Source organism: Paenarthrobacter sp. (assembly GCF_031180005.1).
Classification (GTDB): domain Bacteria; phylum Actinomycetota; class Actinomycetes; order Actinomycetales; family Micrococcaceae; genus Arthrobacter.
In genome coordinates, this window is record NZ_JAPSHI010000041.1 from 1 (window position 1) to 21366 (window position 21366).

Consider the following 21366-nt stretch of genomic DNA (forward strand, 5'->3'; position numbering starts at 1 on the left):
ATTGCCCTGGCCCGACGACGCTGCGACACCCTCTACGCCATGCTCCGCGACGGGACCCTCTACCAATCCCCAACACCCACAACCACTTGACGAAAAACATAGGGACACTCTCACATCCCTAGGGCTTCCCGCCGACGCTCACTCACCTCCCTCGGGCTTCCCACCGACGCTCACTCACCTCCCGATTTTCAAGTCTTGACGACACGATACTTACCGATATATCGTTAAGTATCGCCGATACTTCTTGGGTGACCCATACAACCGAAAGGACGATGCTGCTATGAAAGGCATCAACGAACACGACAATTCCTTCCCTGAACATGACCACGCCCACCCCGAACACGGACACGGTCGGGGCCGCTTCAATCGAGGCAAGGGGCGCCGCGGACCTGGCGGACATGGTGGAGGCGGATTTGGCCCGGGCTTCGGTCCAGGTTTTGGCCCCGGCGTTGGCCCGGGTTTCGGGCCTCGGGGCTTCGGTCCCGGCGGATCACGCCGAGCCAACCGCGGGGACGTCCGCGCAGCGATTCTCTCGCTCTTGGCTGAGGCTCCCTCCAACGGCTACGGACTGATCAAAACGATCGCGGAGAAGACGTCGGGGGCATGGCGTCCCAGCCCCGGCTCCGTCTACCCGACGCTGCAGCAACTGGTGGACGAAGAACTGATTGTCGCCGTCGGCGAGGGTCGGCGTACCGAGTTCACGCTCACTGACGACGGCAAGGCTTACGTCGCCGAACACGAAGAAGAACTCGCTAATGCATGGAACACCGGGGCCGATGGAACAGGCGCCGCATTCCACCAAAGCGTCGGCAAGCTCATGGGCGTCATCCACCAATTCCGCGGAGCCGCTACCGACGAACAGCGTCAAGCAGCGATCGAAAAGCTGGACGAAACCCGCCGGGCTCTCTACCTGATCCTGGCCGATTAATTGGTGGCCGCCATCCTCTTGACCTTGACGTAACGTCAACCTCTATTGTCGAAGGACAAGCACAGGACGGAGGACGTATGGACTGGTCAATTCAGGAAATTGCCAAGATTGCAGGGACCACCAGCCGCACGCTGCGTCACTACGACGACATTGGGCTGCTCAAACCAAGCCGGACCGGCCCTAGCGGCTATCGCTACTATGACGGTCCGGCTCTGGTTCAGCTCCAGCGGATCATCCTGCTCCGGGAACTCGGACTTGGACTACCGGCTATAGCCGAGGTTCTTGGCCGCGAGACGGACACCATTAAGGCGCTGACAAGCCATCTGGAATGGCTTGCCCGAGAGCAGGACAGGCTGACCCGGCAGATCGCCTCCGTTCGGCAGACCATTGACACGATGAAAGGGGATGGACAATACATGGCACAGAACATGTTTGATGGTTTCGACCACACTCAGTACAAGGATGAGGTGGAGGAACACTGGGGCAAAGAGGCCTACGCCGCCAGTGATTCCTGGTGGCGCGGAATGAGCGCCGAAGAACAGCAGCAGTGGAAAGACCGCATGCAAAAGCTGGGCGCAGACTGGATCTCTGCCGCAGATTCCGGTGTCTCCCCTGCCAGCGCCGAGGCGCAAGATCTGGCGCGGCGCCACGTCGAGTGGCTTCGCGGCATCCCGGGAACTCCGTCCGCCGTTCCCGGCGGTGACGTCAAAGGCTATGTCACGGGCCTCGGGGAAATGTACGTAGCTGACCCTCGATTCGCGGCCAACTACGGTGGCGAATCAGGCGCGACGTTCGTCAGGGATGCCCTTAGGGTTTACGCGGAAAAGAACCTGTAGACGGTCAGGATGCGCCGATCAGGGTTAGGCAATAGTCTGGCCGAATGGGTACAAGCAGCGTAAAGTCCGGCGAACAGGTTGACAGGCAGAAACGCATTCTCGACGCAGCCCTGGAACTGCTGTCCCGCCACGGCATTTCGGGCATCAACATGCGCGCTGTGGCGCGCGAAGCCGGCGTCGCCCTCGGGCTTGTGAACTACTACTACGAAGATAAGTCGAGTCTCATCCGCGCTGTTCTTCACCAGATTGAAGCGCACGACCTCCTGCTGGTGGAGCCGGCGCCCACCTCAACCCCGGAGGAGCAACTCCGGGAGTCACTTCGGCGCGTTGCGGACCCCGGGCTTCTGACCACACCGTATCTGTCCCTCCGTCTCCACTTGTGGGCCCTCGCGCAGGCGGATGAGGAATTTGCACAGATCAACGCCGCAGCTTTTGACAGGTACCTCCAGGGGCTTGCGGCCCTGATAGGTAACGCCATGTCCGGCCTGTCCCCGGATGAATGCAGGGATCGGGCAGCCGACATCGTCGTAGTGCAGAACGGCATGTGGCTCACCACGCTTCTGGGCATCGACAAGGCGGCCATCGAGCGCGGCATTGTCCGCACGGAGCAGATCGCCTTCGCCCCTGCAGCGTAGCTACCGGGTCCGGCAAGATCTTTGCTGTGTGTTTAGAAGGTGTCGGAGAAGGTGGTTGAAGGTAGTCCGGTTCCTGTGAATTGGTAGTTGAGGGTGGTTGGGGATGCTGGGTCTTTTCGGGAGATACCTAGCGTGAATTGCAGGTTTCCGGGGTCTACCGCTGTTTTCGTGCAGCGGACTTCTTTACCGTCATCGTTTTGTGCTGTGCAGGACCACCCGGCGGGTTGGAGGAGTTTTCCCGGGATCAGGCTTGCCCCTTCGGAGACGGAGAAGACCACTTCAGCGGTTTCGGCGGTTTCCTGGCCGGCAATGGTGAAGGTGATCGTGGCCTGGACATCGGCTGCGTTTGAGCCCGCCCCGGTGGTGACCGTGGCCGTGACCTCTGGTGCTGTGGGCCGGGTTGAAGTTGGGCTTGGGGTTGGTGATGGGCTTGGCGTTGGTGATGGGGTTGGAGTTGGGCTTGGCGTTGGGGATGGGCTTGGTGTTGGGCTCTGCGTGGGTGATGGGGTTGGAGTCGGGGTTGGCGTTGGGGATGGGCTTGGGGTCTGCGTTGGGCTTGGGCTTGGGGTCTGCGTCAGTGACGGGCTTGGTGTTGGGTCCGGGGTGGTGTCCGCTCCGGGTAGTGGCGGCAGGGCTGCCGGGGCTGTTGGCGGAGCGGCCGGGGGCGGGGCTGGCCAAACGACCCGCCGGTGTGGCGGGACAAGGAAACCCGCGGGGCTTCCTTGGACGCCGTTCAGGGCGGGGAAATCTTCAGGACCTGTGCGGAGTTCTTCAGGACCTGCGGGGAGTTTCTCAGCCGTGTGGCTGGGGGTTTTCGAAGGCTGCGTCGACGGTGCGGCCGGGGCCGGGGTGGTGCCGGTGAGTGGGGACTTCGTGTTCTGGTTATCGTGGGTGGAAGTGGATACCGGGCCCTCACCGGCCTGGGGTGTGCCGGGGGTGTTGGGTCCAGTTCCTGCCAATGCTATGGTGGCGCCCACAATAATGGCTGCCCCGGTCAAACCCGCTGCCCCGACTTTCACCATCGCAGCCACGGACCGGGGAGCAGTGCCGTCGCCGACACCGGCCCCCGCAATCCCACCGGCGCCCGCAAGTCCAGCGGTGCCCGTGATTCCAGTGATGCCCGTGATTCCAGGGGCGGCCGAGGTCAGGGCCACTCCCGCGATCAGGGGGAAGATGATGGCCCTCATGGCTGACTGGACATCGTTGAGATCCAGAAGCAGGGCCGTGCATTTTGAGCAGGATTCCAGATGGACCTGGACTTTGTGGTGCGCCCGCCGGCTCAACCCATTCCGGGAGTAGGCCCCTAACTGGTCCGGATACCCTTGGCACTCCTGACCGGTCGCGTCTTTGATATGGCCCTGCAAATACGCTTGCCGCAGGCCTTCCCGGGCCCGGATCGCCAGTGAAGAGACCCCGTTCGGGGTGATCCCCAGTACCTCCGATGCCGCGGCTGGTTTCATTCCCTCAATGTCCACGTACCAGAGGACTTCCTGCCAGCGCACCGGCAGGGACTTGAACGCGGCGGCCACCGTGCTGGACTCAAACCCGACAACGGCAGGGTCCTCCGGATCCTCCACCCGGTCCAGGACGAAATTATCCGAAACCGGCAGGCTACGGGCGGCCATCCGGTTTTGGGCCTGCGCGATCCGCCGCACCGCCGTCAGCAGATACGCCCTAAAGAAAGTATCAGGACCCTTGCCACGCATCAGGGCCTGATGAATGGAAACAAAAGCCTCCGAAACAATGTCCTCAATATCTGCCCTGTTATCCACCTGACCCGCCGCGACGTACCGCGCCATATCCCGGTGCCGGTCAAAAAGACTCGCAAAAGCCCCCTGATCCCCCGACCGAACCCTCAGGACAAGATCAGCATCACTCACAGTCTCCATCGCCGTTGCCACAGACGTTCCTATCTTCAGGTTCAATAGTCGTTCCGCCCACGTCAGCCGTAGTGACGGTGTTCCAAGAAGCGCATCTTCCGCTGCGCGCCTGAATCAAGGGCGATCGCAACGGCAGCAACCTGTTCACGCGAAAAATCGATGCCACGCTGCACTTCATAAGTGCAGTCAGCGGGCAGTTCGTGACGCGGAAACGGAAAGAATCTTCGTGAGGGGCGGTTCACGTTCCCGGCAACGCCCGCACACAGCTATGACCGCTGGGGGAAGAGCAGGATTTCCACTTCGTTCATGTCCACCAGCCGGCGCTCATTTAGTTGGTCCTCGTGGATCCAAAAGAGCCCCGCCTTCGGCATGGTCTGCGTGACGATGCCGCGATGTACAAGAACACCCTGCGACCAAGCTTCAATGGTGTCCCCTTGCGCCAAGTCCAGGCATCGGACGATGAGAATCTGTTGGTTGGCCGTCACTGTGCGGTCCTTTCCCTGCGTGGAACTGGAGCTGATCCACGAGGCCGGGTGACCAGGATGGCAACCGTTGCCGCTCCGATGAGGCCGAGGACCCACCAAGGAAACCCTGGGTCTGATGCTTGGCTCGGCATTGTTTGCGGGCTACCGGCACTAGGGGCCTCTGTGCGTTCGCCGCGGACGAGCAAGCGATGACTGTTAACGCCGGTAGGCGTACAGGTGATGAGAGTTACATAGTCCTTGCCGGGCACCTTCCGGAGTGCGTCCGTTTGATCCGGCAAGACTGTTTGGATGGAATCCACTTTGTAGTAGATGGTCTGGTCCAGGACGCTGATGCTAAAGGTTTCTCCTTTAGCGACTTTGTGGAGGTTCTCGAACAGGGTCGCGTTGACAAAACCGGAGTGTGCGCTGAGGACGCTATGGGTCCCCTCTCCCCCAACTGGCAGAGCCGAACCGAAAAGGTGACCGGCCCCCTTGGACAGGGAGTCTTCGTCAGTGCCATGGAAGATTGGCAGGTCCGATTGGATGGAGGGGATGCTGATCCGGCCCATCATTCCCCCCGGCCCCACGTTCAGTAGATTCTGGTAAGCGTCTGATCCTGCCCCGATAGTGGTCTGTTTGCCTTCGTCATTGAGGGAGTAAGGATCTCTGAGGGGGCCTGACGGAAGGTCCTGGTTGAACTTCTTTGCCGCGTCAAAGATTGACTTTTTGGCTGAGGGGTTTAGGTTCCCAACGGTGTCAACATAGCCACTGATTTCGGTGGCGTGGACCCGGTCCGAGAACCAGGCAGCCGCTGTTGGATAGAGCAAAATTCCCACGCCCATGATGGCGATCAGGACTATGAGGAGGCGTTGTTTGCTCCATGATCCGACGATTCGGCCTAGGTCTCTTCGGGATGGGGTTTGAGTGTGAGTCATCAGGGTCCTGTGGCGGAGGGTTTAGTGCTGAAACTTCAAAGTGGGGAAGATCGTTGTAACGATCTTCCCCACTTTGGCTGGATGGGAGTCGAGGTTGCGGCTCCCGTCGTGTTAGCTGTTGGTGGTCTTGCGGTTCCGTACCAACAGCAGGCCTGCACCAACGACGAGGAGCGCTCCGGCTGCGTACAGCAGGCCGGTTCCGACGCCACCGGTCAGGGGCAGTTCGAAGCCGCCGTTGGACGGGATGTTCTTGACGCTCAGGTCAATGCCAACCGTGGTGGATGCTGAGTTGATCAGGAAGGAGATCGGCTCGGCGAGCAGTTCGTATCCGGCCGGAGCGGTGGTCTCCACCAGGTAGTAGGTGCGGTATTCCGGGTCGCCCGGTGCAACGGCTGCGCCATCGGCCCAGTCCGAGTAACGCAGACCGGAGATGGTCAGGGTTCCGTCGGCAGCAACGGTGAAGACGCTCTGGCCGCTCAGGACGATCGGGTTGGTGCCGGCCAGTGCGTCGGCTTCGGTGGCGTAGACCGAGAAGGCTGCGCCAGCAAGAGCCGTTCCGTTCTCGTCAACCTTCTGCAGCGTCATTTCGCCCCACTTGGTGACAACCGGGGGAGTAACGATGGGGCCGCCGGGCTGGCCCGGGGTTACGTCGAAGCTGGGAAGGTTCGGGTAAACGAGTGCTTCGTTTTCGATTTCACCGATGGTGTTGACGTTGGTGTTCACAACAACCTGAACGCGGGCATCGTTGTTAGCTGCCAGTACCAAGAGGCCGGCGGGGGTGAAGACGATCGACACGGTGTTGTTGGCTGCATCGAAGACCACGTTATAGTCGGTGCCCTCGGCGATTGCGGTGCCGTTGGTCAGGGTAGCGGTGGCGCCTACGTAGGTCAGCTTGGAATCGAGCGCGTCGACGATCTTGTAACCATCGATGACGGCTTCGTTGGGGATGTCACCGGTGATGGTGAAGTCGATCTGGTCGCCGAGCTTCACATCGGGGGCGTCCGTGACGGTCTTTTCTGCACCCGTGATGGAGTTCTTCGGGTAAACGTGGACGTCGTAGATCCAGTTGTCCTGGTTATCGGGGTCGGTCAACGGAACCGATACCAGGAACGGTGCCGCTGGCGTCACGCCGGAGGGGTAATTGGTCTCGGTGACCAAGTACAGGCCGACAGGAAGGTTGTTGAAGGCTGCCGTGCCGTCAGCAGCGGTGGACTGGGCCTGACCCGCGCCCAAGGTGTACCCGGCACCGGTGATGGAGCCTTCAGGATCGGCGGGGGCGAAGACGCTGCTCAAGTTATGGGCTGCGTCCCAACCGGCGTTGGTGGAGAGGTCGATGGTGTTGACCTGCTGGATGGTGAATTCGATGCCGCCCAACGGCGTCAAACCGGAGGTGTCTACGGCAGTGCCGTTGTTCGGAAGGCCTGTGGGGGTGTTGGGGCGTTCGAACTTGTGGACTGTGATGGAACCGATCTGGTCGCCATCAACCAAGGGCGCTGCCGAGGCCGGCGCGACGGAGAAGGACATGGCCAGCACCGCCCCGGCTATAGTTGCGGCGGCGGTTTTCCACAGCCGCAAGGAGCTTGGATTACTCACTTTGTATCTTCTTTCTATGGATGGTTCGGATGCTCGGGAGTGAACATTCTGTGTTCCGGCTGGCCGCGCTAGCGGCCCCCAGGAGGTCTAAGTGCTGGTGATGTTTCGACGGCGAACATTGGCATGCCCGAGGCCAAGAGCTGTCAGGAGGAGAAGCGATCCGGCTGCGGTGAAGGGCCACCAACCAATGCCGCCAGACTCTGGCATCTGCAAGGCCGGTACGTCGCGCACTGTGATGAGGAAGATCCCGTCACCGTCGTTGTCGCTACTGGTCACGACGTCCGTACCGCTGCCCTGTCCAACTGTCACCGCGCCGTTGGCTGCAACCGTGAATTGCACAGGTTCGGCCAACAGGTTGAAACCTTCAGGTGCGGTGGTCTCTTCGAGCCAATAGATACCGGGTTTGATTCCCTCGAGTTGGAACAAACCTGTTTCGCCTGCCACCGCCACCGCGGTTGGGCTTACCAGGGCAGCTCCGGGGACGCCGCCGTTGTCGGTGTAGATCGTCCAGGACGAGCCGGCCATTCTGACCCATTCCCCTTCAGAGGATTCCCCGACCTTTTCGATGAGGACTTTGGCAGGTGTCACGTGTGTGGTGGTGCAGTCAGTTCCGGGACCGGAGGAACCGGACGCAGCGCAGGTTTGCGGAGGGGTGCTGCCGCTGCCGGTCACAGTGTTGACCAATGTGGCGTTCCAGGCGCTGGTTTTGACCGTGACGCTGTAGTGAAGTGTCGCGGTTTGACCGGCAGGAAGCGTGAAAGCGGCCGTTGTCAATGTTGTTGAGGGGGCAATCGGATCCGCCACCGCAACAGGGGTTCCTGTACCTATGGTGAGGGTTGCCGAGCCGGGGACGTACGTCGCATCGTCCAGAACATCAGCGAGATTGTCGTTGAGGGTTACCCCGGTGATGATGCCGCTGAGGCTGGTCGCCGTCACTGCGTAGTTGATGGTCTGGCCTGGCGTCACCGATCCATTCGCCGGGACTGAGCCGTTGACCGTCGCTGTCTTCTTGATCGTCCATACCGGGGGTGCCTTGACTTCTACATCGTCCGTGGCCGTGACTGGTGGTCCCGTGGGCGGGTTGCCTGCGACCATGGCCGTGTTCGTCAGAACCCCGGTGGTCACATCGCTTTGGGTCACAACGTAGTTGGCTGTAGCAGTCACCGATTGGCCGGCCAGCAACACACCGGGCAATCCCGGCCAGGTGTAAGACAATGCCGACAGGGTGCCCGTGCCGGAGAACTGCGTTTCGCTGATCACAACGCCCGTCAGGGTGACGTTGCCGGTGTTCTGGGCCACAAAAGTGTAGGTGGCAGTTTGACCGGCCACGAGTGTGGTCCTGTCCACAGTCTTGACCAACGTGATGGCAGGAGCAGCGGCAGGGGCGATGGTGACGATGTAGTCCTCCACCTCGCCCGAATTCGAAGGTCCAATAGGCACCTGGGTCTGGGTGGTGTTGTACCCAATCCGGAAACGCGCATAGGTGGTTCCAGCGGTTATCCCCGCAGGGACAGCGGACCAAGTGAGGGTGGCCGACGTGGCTCCGGCGGCAAAAGTGGCACACGCCCGCTCCGCCGTGTTGTTAAAGAGCCCGTCCTTGTTGACGTCGATCCACCCGCACGTCATTCCGGCTTTGCTGGCACCACTAATGGCGACGGTTCTGGAGTAGCTGGTTACTCCCGCCGTCATGGGCGCCATGACGACGCCATCGTCCATTTGGTCCAGCGCCGCAGTGGCGCTGGCATTGGGGGACGTCGTACCGTTGGCAACGTTGGCGTTGTCCTCGGTGATGTTGGCACCCAGCGTTACGTCGGAGGTAGCAGCCCTCGCAGCGTTGCCGTTGTCGTAAGACGCCGGGGCATCCCCGAAGTCCTGGGGAACCGTGACGGCCATCACATAGTTGTCCTTGTTGTGTATATTTTCACTCGTGACATTGTTGTCCGTGTAGCCGGGAATCGAGCTGCTGGTCGGAACGTGAACGCTGCTGACATTGAAAGTCAGCGTGGTGACGACGCCTTCAACTCTCACGGATCCGCAGGCAGCTGTTGCCTGAGCACTGAGCGGAGTGGGATTTCCGTTTTGAGCTGTGGTGTTGCACGAATGACCGGTGTTGTCATTCACTGCCGTGATGGAGTTACCACTGACGGCGAGATTGCCTCCGGAGAGCTTGCTCATAGTCAAACCCGTGGTGGCGAGGTTCAGGACGACATGGTACTGGGACTGTAGAAGGACACTTCCGTCACTTTCAGAGTATTCATTAACGTACCCGCCCAGACCTGCCAGGTTCAGCACCGGGTTTCTGACTGGTTGGCTAAAAGCAACAGTGACAGTGCCCAGGCCCGAACACGACCCGCTGACCGGGCAGTTGTTCGTGGCATTGGTCCAGAACTCGACAGCATGCGTTGTCCCGGGGAGGCCCTGCGAGAAATCCGAGGGGACGTAACCGCGACTACCCATCGTGGTCCTGCCTACCACGCCGGACAAACCCGACCCGCTGTACGTGGCGGTCAGATTCGATCCGGGCATCGTCAGAACGGCAGTGCCTCCGCCGAGGGTCGCCTGATTCGTAGCAACTTCATATGCCTGCGCCGGCGCGCCTAACGACAGCCAGCCAAGGACCACCACCAACGCGGCAAAAATGGCCGTCGCTCTCCCGCGGGGAAACTTCAATGGAGGTCCTTCCAAGAACTCTTACTCAACCGCTCCGCTGGGGAGCCGAACAATTACAAGGGGCAGCCACACCCTCAGCAGGGCGAAGCTTCACTAAGGGAGTAGCGGCAGGGAACGGAATGTGTCGCAAGTTCCAGAAAGTTTTTGATAGACGCCTATCAGCCGCGAACTGCAACCACAGCATCGTGTTCGTCGTGGAACTCCCGAAAGGCCGAACGCCCGATCACCCGCATGCCACTCAGCAGCTCGCCGTCGTTCAGTTGATCCCGCGCGGTCACCAGGTAGGAAAAGCTCCGATAGGCGGTCTCGAACTTTCCTAGTCGGCCAATGAACTGGCCATTAGGACGGGGCAACGGCAAGAACTGAAGTACGTCCAAAGCCTCATTGGTCAACGAGCCGGGTACTAGGCGGACACCTTTGAGACACCGACCCGTTTCATTGATGACCCAGGCAGTGAAAACTACCGTCTCCCCCGGCCTGGCCAAGCGCCTGTCTGCGGCATACATCAGCACCAAGCCTGATCCTTGAGGCCGCCGTTTGAGTTGGCTCCATCTGGACCTGAGCCGGCGAATACCCTTTACTGCCCGTTCACTTCGCACACGCATTAAGTGCTGGTCGGACGCCAATCGTGTCGCCATTTGTGCAGTAGCAGATCCAAGAGAACAACCTGCCATTTCCGCCTACCACCACTGGCTGCCAATCCATCAATGTCGCGACACAAATCCAGTACCCGCGGTACTTACTTGACATGAACGACCAAACAGAGATTCTTAGCGGCGACCTCGTTACTACATCCTGTGGACTCCAACGTCGCTGGCAAAAAAGCAGCCTACAAGCGGGATGGAAGCTTCCCGGCGACTGGCTGGTACCCGAAGTCGAGGAGACCACCAGAGCGAGGACTCGAGGGGACGAACTCCAGAACGTGGCGAAGCGGCTGGGTGCTTCCCGCGCTTACCACGGCGTGGGTGTCCGCGAGACCATGCTGGACTTTCGCGCCTTTTACTCCGTTGCCGGCTTGTGCCCGGATGACTCTTCCATGGTGGCGTTGGTCGAGGGGTGGACCGCCGAAACAGAGCGGCTGGAACCCCTCTCCTGCACCGATGTCCGCACGGGGCTTGCAACGTTCGCACACTTCGAACGACTCATTTACGACGTGGCTGTCAGTGGATCCCGGGCACAACAAGCCCAAACCATTGCGTCCCTCCATCTCGACTGGTCCGACCAAGGCCATCGTCTTGGCTGGGATCTGCTTGCGGACGTAGGAAACATTTGCAGCGAGGAACTTGCCACAATCAACGTCTCGGCTGCATATCATCGAGGCAGCATCCACGCGATCATGGAGCGCACCACTCAAAGTTACGAAGCCCTGTTCCGTTGCCGCGAGCGCCTCGATGCACTCGCCATGTGGCCTACTCCAGCTACGACAGTCCACTTCGGACCCGTACCGACAAGCCGGGCGGATTTCACGAAAACAACGGCTGCGCTCCGGATCCGGCGAGGGGCCTGATGTCTCTCGCCAACCTGGCCTTCACGCGAAGCGTGGTTACGGCAGACCCCGAACGCATGCTGGAAAATCACTTCACAACATGGTGCGCACGATTCAAAATTACGCGTGGCGAGTCTGGCTTCACCACCGAGACAGGCCACGCTGTCTATCCCGCTCATGGGGTAACGGAGGCCGATGGAACTGTGTGGCTGTCTACCTTGGCATCCTTTGACAGATCCGGAATCCGAGGGCAGGTAGAGAACAATCCGCGCTTCCGGCGCATGCTCATCGATGTAGCCAAAGTGCCGGACAGAGCCCCCGACGGGATAGCGCTCTTGATCCGCGGAACTCCATACCAAGTGATTTTCCAGAACACAAAGGATGCTGGCGGCGACCACATCATCAATGTCGCTTTCATCAATCGGACACCGCTTAACATCACCACTCTTTGAACATCTGTTCATAATTTTCCTTGAACAGATGTTCAAGATGCACTAGCCTGCTTCGTATGACCCAAGCCACATTTTCCGATTCCGCCTCCACTCTTTTCATCAACGGTGCGTGGGAGCCGGCTGCCTCCGGCGCGGTACGCGAAATCCGCAACCCGGCCGACGGCGAGCTGGTCGCCACGGTCTCTGAAGCCGGCCGTGAAGACGCCGAGCGCGCCATTTCTGCAGCTCGTGCGGCCTTCGACTCCGGCGTCTGGTCCTCAGTCCCGGCACCTGAGCGAGGCGCGTTCCTGCTCAAGGTCGCAGCCGAACTGCGCGAACGCCGGGAGAAGTTCGCCCGCGCCGAATCCTTGGATACCGGCAAGCGCATCATCGAAAGCCGCATCGACATCGACGACATCGCCGCCTGCTTCGAATATTTCGGACGTCTCGCCGGGCAATCGGCGGGTCGGGTTGTGGACGCCGGGGACCCCGCCGTCGTGAGCAAAATAGTCTACGAGCCCGTTGGCGTCTGTGGCTTGATCACGCCGTGGAACTACCCGCTGCTGCAGGCCGCGTGGAAGATCGCGCCCGCCCTGGCCGCTGGCTGCACCTTCGTGCTCAAGCCCGCAGAGCTGACCCCGTCCACGGCTATCCTTGCCATGCAGTTGATGAAGGATCTTGGCCTGCCTGACGGTGTAGCCAACCTGGTGACCGGCCCTGGCCCGCAAGCGGGCGCACCACTGTCGGAGCACCCTGACATTGATCTGGTCTCCTTCACCGGTGGCTTGGAAACCGGCAAGCGTATTGCCGCCGCCGCAGCCGGAACGGTCAAAAAGGTGGCGCTGGAACTTGGCGGTAAGAACCCCAACGTCGTGTTCGCTGACGCTGACTTCGACGCCGCCGTCGACAATGCGCTGAACGGTGCCTTTGTGCATTCAGGACAAGTCTGCTCCGCCGGGGCGCGGCTGGTGGTGGAGGAATCCATCGCCGAGCGCTTCGTTGACGAACTGGTCCGCAAGGCACAGGACATTCGCCTCGGCGGCCCCTTCGATGAGTCTGCCGAAACCGGACCACTGATTTCCGCGGCACACCGGGAGAAGGTGGACACCTACGTCCAACGCGGCGTGGCCGAAGGCGCCCGGCTGCGATGCGGCGGCGCTGCCCCCGTAGGTGAAAAGTTCGACGCCGGGTTCTACTACCAGCCGACCGTCCTGGACCGCGTCCACAAGGGAATGTCGGTAGTCATCGACGAAGCCTTTGGCCCGGTAGTAACAGTGGAAACTTTCCGCACGGAAGACGAAGCCGTAGCCACAGCCAACGACACCATCTACGGACTGGCTGGCGCCGTCTGGACCCAGGATGCCGGAAAGGCCCAGCGCGTAGCGGGCCGTTTACGGCATGGCACGGTCTGGATCAACGACTACCACCCCTACCTTCCGCAGGCCGAGTGGGGCGGCTTCGGCCAGTCCGGCGTCGGCCGCGAACTCGGCCCCACCGGACTGGGTGAGTACCAGGAAGCCAAGCACATCTACCAGAACACCAGCCCTCAGGTGACTGGCTGGTTCGCAGACCACGGCAAGGAGAAATAGATGCACGTTGACAATATCGATAACCTCAGCGAGCGCGGGTTCGATTACGTCGTCATTGGCGGAGGATCTGCCGGAGCTGCCGTCGCGGCGCGCTTGAGCGAGGACCCTGCCGTTACGGTGGCCTTGGTGGAAGCCGGCCCGGATGACCGGAATCTGCCGGAGATCCTACAGCTGGACCGTTGGATGGAACTGCTGGAATCCGGCTACGACTGGGACTACCCGGTGGAACCGCAGGAAAACGGCAACTCCTTCATGCGCCACGCCCGCGCCAAGGTGATGGGTGGCTGCTCCAGCCACAACTCCTGCATCGCTTTCTGGGCTCCTCGCGAAGACCTGGATGAGTGGGAGTCGAAGTACGGCGCCACGGGCTGGAACGCAGCTACCGCTTGGCCTTTGTACCAGCGGCTGGAAAGCAATGAGGACGCAGGTCCGGAAGCTCCACACCACGGCCACGACGGTCCTGTGCACTTGATGAACGTTCCTCCCAAAGATCCCGCCGGAGTCGCACTCCTGGATGCCTGCGAACAGACCGGCATCCCCCGGGCGAAGTTCAACGACGGCAACACCGTGATCAATGGCGCCAATTTCTTCCAGATCAACCGCCGCTCGGACGGAACGCGATCCTCCAGTTCTGTCTCCTATATCCACCCCATCGTCGATCGCGAAAATTTCACGCTGCTGACCGGCCTGCGGGCCCGCCAACTGGTGTTCGACGCTGACAAGCGCTGCACCGGCGTCGACGTTGTGGACTCGGCCTTCGGCCGGACGCACAGGCTCGCGGCACATCGCGAGGTCATCCTATCCACCGGCGCTATCGACTCCCCCAAGCTCCTCATGCTTTCCGGCATAGGCCCGGCTGCACATCTGGCGGCGCATGGCATCGAGGTCCTGGTAGATTCCCCGGGCGTCGGCGAGCACCTGCAGGACCACCCGGAAGGCGTGGTGCAGTTCGAGGCCAAGCAGCCCATGGTGCAGACTTCCACCCAGTGGTGGGAAATCGGCATCTTCACTCCCACCCAGGAGGGTCTCGATCGCCCGGACCTGATGATGCACTATGGCTCCGTGCCCTTCGACATGAACACGCTGCGGTACGGCTACCCCTCTACGGAGAACGGCTTTAGCCTCACACCGAACGTCACGCATGCCCGCTCCCGCGGGACGGTCCGGCTGCGTAGCCGGGACTTCCGCGACAAACCCATGGTGGACCCCCGGTACTTCACCGATCCAGAGGGGCACGACATGCGCGTCATGGTTGCCGGCATCCGGAAAGCCCGGGAAATCGCCGCGCAGCCAGCCATGGCTGAATGGACTGGCCGGGAGCTCTCCCCTGGTATTGGGGCACAGACCGACGAGGAATTGCAGGATTACATCCGCAAAACACACAACACCGTCTACCACCCCGTCGGCACAGTTCGTATGGGACCAGTGGAAGACGACATGTCGCCCCTGGATCCCGAACTGCGGGTCAAGGGCGTTACCGGGCTGCGCGTGGCCGATGCCTCCGTCATGCCGGAACACGTCACCGTGAACCCCAACATCACCGTCATGATGATTGGCGAACGTTGCGCCGACCTCATCAAGACTGACTTCATCCGTGCCAGCCGGACGGAGGAAACCACGACGGCGGAGGACGACTTCAGCTTGTCCCTCGCCTGAACAGGCACCCTGCTTTTAGACCAACGCATCAACCAATGGGGGAACAGCCCGGGGCACATCGTGGTGCCCGGCCTTTGATTTCGACTGCGTCCAACGGCGGACGCAGGTAATCACCATTCGTGCATGTCTGAATTAGGAGTTCGAATGTTAGAACCCAGCAAAACGGGACCTCGCAAGAGCGATGCCAGCGGCATGGACGAGTTTGGCTATGCCCAAACCCTTGACCGCAGCATCGGTAAGTTCGCCAGCTTCGCCGCCGGTGTTAGCTACATCTCCATCCTCACCGGCGTTTTTCAACTGTTTTACTTCGGATTTTCGACGGCGGGACCCGCTTACGCTTGGTCGTGGCCCATCGTCTTTGTCGGCCAGCTCATGGTTGCCCTGTGTTTTGCCGAACTTGCCGGACGTTATCCGGTGGCTGGATCGGTCTACAACTGGGCAAAAAGGCTCTCCACCGGAACCTGGGCCTGGCTGGCCGGCTGGTTGCTGCTGCTCTCCTCGATCATGGCCCTGGGGTCCGTGGCCTTGGCGCTCCAAATCACCTTGCCCCAGATCTGGAGCGGTTTCCAACTGGTAGGCGACGGAACAGGCCCTTATGATTTCGCCGTCAATGGGGTCATCCTTGCCAGCATCATGATCGGCATTTCCACACTTATTAACGCGTTCGGCGTGAAACTCATGACCATGATCAACAGCGTGGGCGTGTTCGTGGAATTGGTCGCGGCCGTCCTTCTCATTGCAGCACTTATCTGGCATTCCGTGCGCGGACCGGGAGTCCTCCTGGATACCGCCGGATTCGGCGAAGAGCATCCCCTGGGCTTCTTCGGTGTGTTCCTCATTGCCGCGATGGCTTCCGGCTACGTCATGTACGGATTCGACACCGCCAGTTCTCTGGGCGAAGAGACCAAGGACCCCAAACGGACGGCTCCCAGGGCAATTTTGCGTGCCGTTACGGCATCCTTCCTCTTGGGAGGGCTGCTCCTCTTGGGCGGCATCCTGGCCGCACCCGATCTTTCCGACCCCAAACTCGGAGCGGCTGACGGCGGTCTGCAGTACATTGTGCTGTCGGTGCTGGGCGGCCCCTTCGGCAAGGCGTTCCTGGCGTGCATCGTTGTAGCTGTTGTGGTCTGCACTCTGGCCGTCCATGCAGCGGCTATCCGGATGATGTTTGCCATGGCCAGGGACAACAACCTTCCCTTCAGCCGTCAGCTCAGCAAAGTTCACCCCACCCGCAAGACCCCCACAGTGGCTGCCATCGTTATTGGCGTAGTGGCAGTGATTCCGTTGATCGTCAACATCTCGCAGCCAGCTATCTTCACCATTCTGTCCAGCATCAGCATCGTCCTGATCTACCTGTCCTACCTGCTGGTGACAGTGCCCTTGCTTCGGCGCCGGTTCCTGAAGAAGTGGCCCCTGCAGGACGACGGATCAGAACCGGGATTCAGCCTCGGTAAATGGGGGCTCCCGGTGAACATCCTGGCCGTGCTGTGGGGCGGCGCCATGACGTTGAACCTAGTGTGGCCGCGACCGGAGATTTACAACTCGGTACCGCCGTTCGAGTGGTACCTGCAATGGGGTGGTGTCATCTTTGTCGCAGCGGTAATCATCGGCGGAACGCTCCTCTACCGCCTCCGCATCAGGCATCGGACAGGAGTCCTGGCAGAACACGCCGCCCTGGTCACACCCGAGGAGTCCCCCCAAGTGGTGACTCAAAGCTCCTAGCCAACGCCCGGGCGGGTTCAGACGAACGCCGACTTCCCCGTCACCGCCCGGGCAACGATCATCGAGTTGATCTCGTAGCTGCCCTCGTACGTATAGAGGATTTCTGCGTCGCCGAAGAGCTTGGCCATCTCGTAATCCGTAGTGATCCCGTTCCCGCCCAAGAGGGACCTGCCCATCGCAACTGAGGAGCGGGCCAGCCGGGTGGTGGTGGCTTTGCACATGGCGGCCTGCACCATCTCGAGCTTCCCGGCCTGTTGGATCCGGGCGAGCTCCACCATCATGGATAGTGAGGCATTTGCATTCCCCAAGATGTCTGCAAGCTGCTGCTGCACCAACTGGAAGCGGGCCAACTCTTTGCCGAACTGCCGGCGCTCCAAAGCGTACGACCGGGCGATATCAAAAGCGGCCAGTTGAATTCCCGCAGCTTGCCAGCCCACCCAGGCCCGGGAATCACGCAAGAGGTCATTAGCGCGGGAAAACTCCGTGGCACCCGGCAGGAGGTTTTCCAAAGGAATGCGCACCTCATCCAACACGATGTCCGCATTCTGCATGATACGGAGGCCGATCTTGTTGGAGATCTTGGCGGCTGAGTAGCCCGGCCGGTCCGTCTCAACGATGAAGCCCTTGATGTGTCCATCAGCCTCGTCGCGGGCCCAAACGAGAGCAAAGTCGGCAATCGTGCCTGCCCCTATCCAGCGCTTGGCACCGTTGATGACCCATTCGCCGCCGTCGCGTCGCGCCGTCGTCGAGAGTCCTCCGGCGATATCCGATCCGTGATCCGGTTCCGTCAGCGCGAAGGCGCCCAGCTGGGTAAATGCCTCCAACCCGGGCAGCCATTTGCGCTTCTGTTCAGGGGAACCGAGCTCGTCAATCATGCCGACAATGAGCTCATTATGGATGCCCACCAACGCTGAAAGGGACACATCCGCTCGCGCGATCTCGGTGTACATGAGCCCTTTGAACAGCTTGGAGGAGCCATCCGTTTGCAGCCCGCCCAACCCAAACTTGGCCATGTCAGCCAGTAGCCCGAACGGAAATTCCTCGCGGTTCCAGTAGTCGATGCTCGCAGCCCGGATCTGTGTTTGCAGGAACTCCCTGATCTCGAGATACCGCACACGCTCCCCCGCTGGGAGCAGGTCAATGACGTGCATCAAGTCCGCCTCCGGATAAGGAGGCAGGACGCGTTCTGGTGCCGTACCGCTGGTAACGGTGCCGGCAGCTTTTTCGTCGAGCATTAGACCCCTTCGTCATGTCCCGCACGGGCTCTTCCAAACCCTTGGATGTCCTAGTATATTGCAAGGTGATGTGGATCACTAGGCGGGTAGCCCGGCGACGGTGCCGTGAACCCGAAGGCGAAAGGCGGACTATGACAGTCACAGAAGACTTCCGTGCGGCCCGGGACCGGCTCCTGGAATTGCGCGAGGACTACAAGCAGGCCCACAGCGAATTCCAGTGGCCCCGCTTCGAGGAGTTCAACTTCGCGCTCGACTGGTTCGACCAGATCGCCGCAGACCCGGAGCGCGGAGATAGGCCCGCGTTGGTCATCGTGGAACAGGACGGCAGTTCAACCCGCCGCACCTTCAAGGATCTCTCCCAGAGATCCTCCCAACTCGCCAACTGGCTGCGGGACCAGGGCGTCAAGCGCGGCGAGCACATGATCATCATGCTCGGCAACCAAGTTGAATTGTGGGAACTCATGCTGGCCGGCATCAAACTGGGCATCGTCATGATCCCCACCACCACCCTCATGGGCGCGCGCGATCTCCAGGACCGGGTGGAGCGCGGCGGCGCAACTTGGGTGGCCGTCGGAAGTGGCAACATCGGCAAGTTCGCCGACGTTGAGGGTGATTACACGTTGATTGAGGTCGGCTTGATTGAGGTCGGCGCGGAAGCCGCGAACGCGGACGCCAGGCAGTACGCGGACTCTTACGACGCCGGCACGGACTTCACGCCCGACGCCCCCACCAAGGCGGACGAGACCCTGCTGCTTTACTTCACGTCCGGCACCACCTCACGGGCGAAACTCGTGGAGCACACCCACACGTCCTACCCCGTAGGACACCTGTCCACCATGTATTGGATCGGCCTGGAACCGGGCGACGTCCACCTGAACGTCGCCTCCCCCGGTTGGGCCAAGCATGCCTGGTCCAACGTCTTCACGCCGTGGATCGCGGAAGCCACAGTCTTCATTTACAACTACCAACGCTTTGATGCTGCGGCCCTCATGGGTCAGATGGGCCGCGAAGGCGTCACAAGTTTCTGTGCTCCGCCCACGGTGTGGCGCATGCTCATCCAGACCGACCTCACCCAACTCACCACCCCGCCACTTAAGGTGGTCTCTGCCGGCGAACCACTCAACGCCGAAGTCATCGGCCAGGTGGAGGAAGCCTGGGGAGTCACCATCCGTGACGGCTTCGGCCAGACCGAGTCCACAGTCCAGATCGCCAACACCCCCGCGCAGCCGGTGAAAATCGGCTCCATGGGACGGCCGCTGCCGGGATACGACGTGGTCCTGGTGGACCCGGTCACCGGGCAGGAAGCCAACGACGGCGAACTCTGCTTGCGCTTGGACCCCCGTCCCGTGGGACTCATGAAGAGCTACTTCGGTGACGAAGCCAAGACGGCCGAAGCCTTCCGCGATGGCTACTATCACACGGGCGACATGGCCAGCCGGGATTCCGACGGCGTCATTACATACGTCGGCCGGGATGACGACGTCTTCAAGTCCTCCGACTATCGCCTGTCACCTTTCGAACTCGAAAGCGTCCTGATCGAACACCCGGCAGTGGCGGAGGCCGCCGTCGTGCCTTCGCCTGACGCTGTAAAGCTGTCAGTGCCGAAGGCGTTCGTGGTCTTGGCTGCCGGTTATGAAGCGGGGCCGGCGGTCGCGGAGGACATTCTCAGGTACTGCCGTGAGCATTTGGCGCCGTTCAAGCGCATCCGGCGGCTCGAATTTGGCGAGCTGCCCAAGACGATTTCCGGGAAGATCAGGCGGGTGGAGCTGCGAGGGACGGAAGTCGCCCGGCACGGCGAGGGCCCGCTGCCCGCAGGTTTGGGTGTCGAATACACCGAGGAAGAGTTCCCGAATCTGAAAGACTAGCCAACCGACACATTAAGCCAAGCAGGCAACCGAAGGAGGCCCATGGGCACGCCACTCCCCCGCGACCCCATTGCCGACGCCCAACGAAACTGGGAACGGCATGGTTGGGGCGATGTCGCTGCGCCCATGGCTGCCATCACCGCGATCATGCGCACCCAGCAGATCCTCCTGGCGCGCATCGAAACGGTACTCAAGCCGTTCGGGCTGACGTTCGCACGCTACGAACTGCTGGCGTTGCTGAGCTTTGCCCGCAGCGGCGCGCTGCCCATGAACAAAGCCAGTGCGCTCTTGCAGGTTCACCCGACGTCGGTGACCAACGCCGTCGACCGTTTGGAGAAAGCCGCCCTGGTTGCGCGTTCACCTCATCCAACAGATGGGCGCACTACCTTGATCGAGCTCACCGCAGAGGGACGCACCCTCGCCAAGAAGGCGACGGCGGCCCTCAACGCCGAGGTCTTTGGCAAGTCAGGCTTCGGGCCCGACGACGTCGATCACCTCATCCGTGTACTGGGCACTTTCCGCAGGGACGCCGGGGACTTCACGGAGGAATAAGACGTCAAACGAGCTTTCTACGTTCTGGAGGGGCGGTGTCCGGGTAGGGGTGGGGCTTTCGATTGATAGCTGTGCCCGGTGGGGGTGCTGATTTCCAGGGTGTAAACACCTCCGTGCAATTCAGCGGCAACGGTTTTGGTGGTCCAGCCGGGGTTTTCCTTGGTGTGGTTGCACGCCTCGCACAGACCTGCACCGTTGGCGAGGTTCGTTTTCCCTCCGGAACGCCAAGGAACCACATGGTCGATATGCCGAATGGGCGCATCGCAGTACGGCATCCGGCAGGTATCGTCGCGGGTTTCGATGAAGCGCCGGAGCTTCGTCGGGAAGAGCCGGGCTTTGGAGTCCATGCTCAGGAGCTCACCCGTGGCTGGTGCGGTGTAGAGCCGGCGAAGCCACACCGTGAACTCTGCATCCGGCGTTGTCGAGTGATCCGGGCCGGTTTGGTCCTCGGTCAGAAGCTCTCTGGCCCATTCTGCGGGGACAATTCCGTAGCCCTTGAGCCGGGCTGGTTCGCTGTCACCTTGGAACAGGGTGCGGTCGGTCATGACAAGGTCCAGGTTGATCCCTGAAATCCCGCCGGGGGTGCCGGTGACGCGCTCGACCAAGGTATCGGCCATGACCTGACCGCGGGTCGGGACGACACCAGACCCCGCGCTATCGCCGTTCCCTGCAGCGCAGCCGGATCCCGCGACACCGCGTGAACGGGCCGAATCAGCCTCCCGGCAGAGAGCAGCGTAGACCGCCACCCCTTGGGCCACGGGAAGCAGGGCGGTCAGGTACGTCATCGCGTCAGGAGCAGGGCGCAGGCTGACGGTCCGTTCGGCGGCGGCACGGCTGGCACGCCCAACCACCGACCAAGGATCGCGCCGATACGCAGCAGCCTTCGCCG

At 61.2% G+C, this 21366-nt stretch carries 18 protein-coding genes; 10 read left to right on the forward strand and 8 right to left on the reverse strand.

Features of this window, described 5'->3' with window-relative positions; genetic code table 11:
• Positions 1–280 precede the first annotated feature (280 nt).
• The 3 genes from RIF72_RS18735 (at position 281) to RIF72_RS18745 (ending at position 2399) form a co-directional block, all read left to right on the forward strand.
• The gene (locus RIF72_RS18735) at positions 281–928 is read left to right on the forward strand and encodes a PadR family transcriptional regulator (protein WP_309076322.1); all 648 of its coding nucleotides are present in this window, start codon (positions 281–283) and stop codon (positions 926–928) included.
• A 77-nt stretch (positions 929–1005) separates the two neighbouring features.
• Positions 1006–1764, forward strand: coding sequence for a MerR family transcriptional regulator (locus RIF72_RS18740; RefSeq protein WP_309076323.1), 759 nt, complete (start codon positions 1006–1008; stop codon positions 1762–1764).
• Positions 1765–1808: 44 nt separating this feature from the next.
• Entirely contained in the window at positions 1809–2399 is a 591-nt protein-coding gene (locus RIF72_RS18745) for a TetR/AcrR family transcriptional regulator (protein ID WP_309076324.1), read from the forward strand.
• A 32-nt stretch (positions 2400–2431) separates the two neighbouring features.
• On the opposite strand, the gene RIF72_RS18750 is transcribed toward RIF72_RS18745, so the two are convergent.
• From RIF72_RS18750 to RIF72_RS18775, 6 genes are all read right to left on the reverse strand, one after another.
• Positions 2432–4300, reverse strand: coding sequence for a sigma-70 family RNA polymerase sigma factor (locus RIF72_RS18750; protein WP_309076325.1), 1869 nt, complete (start codon positions 4298–4300; stop codon positions 2432–2434).
• Between the two features lie 245 nt (positions 4301–4545).
• On the reverse strand, positions 4546–4764 hold the full coding sequence (locus RIF72_RS18755; RefSeq protein WP_309076326.1) for a hypothetical protein: 219 nt from the start codon (positions 4762–4764) through the stop codon (positions 4546–4548).
• Positions 4761–5678 (reverse strand): class C sortase, encoded by a 918-nt coding sequence (locus RIF72_RS18760; RefSeq protein ID WP_309076327.1) that lies wholly within the window; start codon positions 5676–5678, stop codon positions 4761–4763. The genes RIF72_RS18755 and RIF72_RS18760 overlap by 4 nt, the downstream gene beginning before the upstream one ends.
• Positions 5679–5789: 111 nt before the next feature.
• Positions 5790–7271 (reverse strand): SpaH/EbpB family LPXTG-anchored major pilin, encoded by a 1482-nt coding sequence (locus tag RIF72_RS18765; RefSeq protein ID WP_309076328.1) that lies wholly within the window; start codon positions 7269–7271, stop codon positions 5790–5792.
• An 87-nt stretch (positions 7272–7358) separates the two neighbouring features.
• The gene (locus RIF72_RS18770; RefSeq protein WP_309076329.1) at positions 7359–9941 is read right to left on the reverse strand and encodes a GEVED domain-containing protein; all 2583 of its coding nucleotides are present in this window, start codon (positions 9939–9941) and stop codon (positions 7359–7361) included.
• A 158-nt stretch (positions 9942–10099) separates the two neighbouring features.
• Positions 10100–10456, reverse strand: a complete 357-nt coding sequence (locus RIF72_RS18775; protein ID WP_309076330.1) for a hypothetical protein — start codon at positions 10454–10456, stop codon at positions 10100–10102.
• Between the two features lie 233 nt (positions 10457–10689).
• Here RIF72_RS18775 and RIF72_RS18780 point away from each other — a divergent pair, with 233 nt between their 5' ends.
• The 5 genes from RIF72_RS18780 (at position 10690) to RIF72_RS18800 (ending at position 16825) form a co-directional block, all read left to right on the forward strand.
• Complete coding sequence (locus RIF72_RS18780) at positions 10690–11448, forward strand: hypothetical protein (protein WP_309076331.1); 759 nt, start codon at positions 10690–10692, stop codon at positions 11446–11448.
• Positions 11448–11879 carry a hypothetical protein gene (locus RIF72_RS18785; protein ID WP_309076332.1) on the forward strand — a complete coding sequence of 144 codons (432 nt, stop codon included), beginning with the start codon at positions 11448–11450 and terminating at the stop codon, positions 11877–11879. Before RIF72_RS18780 ends, RIF72_RS18785 begins: the two co-directional genes overlap by 1 nt.
• 56 nt (positions 11880–11935) lie before the next feature.
• Positions 11936–13447: an aldehyde dehydrogenase family protein gene (locus RIF72_RS18790; protein ID WP_309076333.1), complete on the forward strand. Its 1512-nt coding sequence runs from the start codon at positions 11936–11938 to the stop codon at positions 13445–13447.
• On the forward strand, positions 13448–15103 hold the full coding sequence (locus tag RIF72_RS18795) for a GMC family oxidoreductase N-terminal domain-containing protein (protein ID WP_309076334.1): 1656 nt from the start codon (positions 13448–13450) through the stop codon (positions 15101–15103).
• 144 nt (positions 15104–15247) lie between these two features.
• Positions 15248–16825, forward strand: a complete 1578-nt coding sequence (locus tag RIF72_RS18800) for an APC family permease (RefSeq protein ID WP_309076335.1) — start codon at positions 15248–15250, stop codon at positions 16823–16825.
• A gap of 17 nt (positions 16826–16842) precedes the next feature.
• Here the strand turns inward: RIF72_RS18800 and RIF72_RS18805 are convergent, their stop codons facing one another.
• The gene (locus tag RIF72_RS18805) at positions 16843–18060 is read right to left on the reverse strand and encodes an acyl-CoA dehydrogenase family protein (protein WP_309076336.1); all 1218 of its coding nucleotides are present in this window, start codon (positions 18058–18060) and stop codon (positions 16843–16845) included.
• Positions 18061–18191: 131 nt separating this feature from the next.
• On the opposite strand from RIF72_RS18805, the gene RIF72_RS18810 reads away from it, so the two are divergent.
• A complete protein-coding gene (locus tag RIF72_RS18810) occupies positions 18192–19925 on the forward strand; it encodes an AMP-binding protein (protein WP_309076337.1) in 1734 nt (577 codons plus the stop codon).
• A 42-nt stretch (positions 19926–19967) separates the two neighbouring features.
• Positions 19968–20477 (forward strand): MarR family winged helix-turn-helix transcriptional regulator, encoded by a 510-nt coding sequence (locus RIF72_RS18815; RefSeq protein ID WP_024819327.1) that lies wholly within the window; start codon positions 19968–19970, stop codon positions 20475–20477.
• Positions 20478–20494: 17 nt separating this feature from the next.
• Here the strand turns inward: RIF72_RS18815 and RIF72_RS18820 are convergent.
• A partial coding sequence (locus tag RIF72_RS18820) for an HNH endonuclease signature motif containing protein (protein ID WP_309076338.1) occupies positions 20495–21366 on the reverse strand: 872 nt, incomplete at its 5' end.